Origin of the sequence: Tolumonas osonensis, from assembly GCF_014202415.1 — a bacterium.
Taxonomy (GTDB): domain Bacteria; phylum Pseudomonadota; class Gammaproteobacteria; order Enterobacterales; family Aeromonadaceae; genus Tolumonas; species Tolumonas osonensis.
Genome location: NZ_JACHGR010000025.1, coordinates 1 through 1,104 on the forward strand (window position 1 = coordinate 1; position 1,104 = coordinate 1,104).

At 62.5% G+C, this 1,104-nt stretch carries 1 protein-coding gene; it reads left to right on the forward strand.

Translation table 11 applies throughout. The features are described 5' to 3' along the window. The coding region (traD, locus tag HNR75_RS15375) for a type IV conjugative transfer system coupling protein TraD (RefSeq protein ID WP_246358998.1) at positions 1–1,104 on the forward strand (1,104 nt) is incomplete at both ends.

Here is a 1,104-nt window from a genome sequence, read left to right on the forward strand (position 1 = left end):
CGCAGGAATGCTGCCGGCGAGCATGAGGTCGTCATCGTCATCGACCCCAAGGGGGATGCCGATCTCTTGAAACGGATGTACGTCGAAGCCCAGCGCGCTGGCCGCGAAGGCGAGTTCTACATCTTCCACTTGGGCTGGCCGGAAATCAGCGCCCGCTACAACGCCGTGGGCCGCTTCGGTCGGATCTCGGAAGTGGCGACACGCATCGCGGGGCAGCTCTCCGGCGAAGGCAACAGCGCGGCGTTCCGCGAGTTCGCATGGCGCTTCGTGAACATCATCGCCCGCGCCCTGGTGGAACTGGGGCAGCGCCCGGACTACATGCTGATCCAGCGCCACGTCATCAACATCGACGCGCTGTTCATTGAGTACGCCCAGCACTACTTTGCCAAGACGGAGCCCAAGGCCTGGGAGGTGATCGTCCAGATCGAGGCCAAGCTCAACGAGAAGAACATCCCAAGGAACATGATCGGGCGCGAGAAGCGTGTGGTGGCGCTGGAGCAATACCTCTCCCAGGCGCGCAACTACGACCCTGTGCTCGATGGCCTGCGCTCGGCGGTGCGCTACGACAAGACCTACTTCGACAAGATCGTTGCATCGCTGCTGCCGCTGCTGGAAAAGCTCACGAGCGGCAAGATCGCCCAGCTCCTGGCGCCGAACTACTCCGACCTGGCCGACCCGCGCCCGATCTTCGACTGGATGCAGGTCATCCGAAAGCGGGCCATCGTCTATGTGGGTCTGGATGCGTTGTCTGACGCCGAGGTCGCCGCAGCGGTCGGCAATTCGATGTTCTCTGACCTGGTTTCGGTGGCCGGACACATCTACAAGCACGGAATCGACGATGGCCTGCCCGGCGCAGTGGCTGGCGCTCGCGTGCCGATCAACGTGCACGCGGACGAATTCAATGAACTGATGGGCGATGAATTCATCCCGCTCATCAACAAGGGCGGCGGTGCCGGCCTGCAAGTCACGGCGTACACGCAGACGCTCTCGGACATCGAGGCCCGCATCGGAAATCGCGCGAAGGCCGGCCAAGTGATCGGGAATTTCAACAATTTATTCATGTTGCGCGTGCGCGAGACGGCCACCGCGGAACTGCTGACGAGG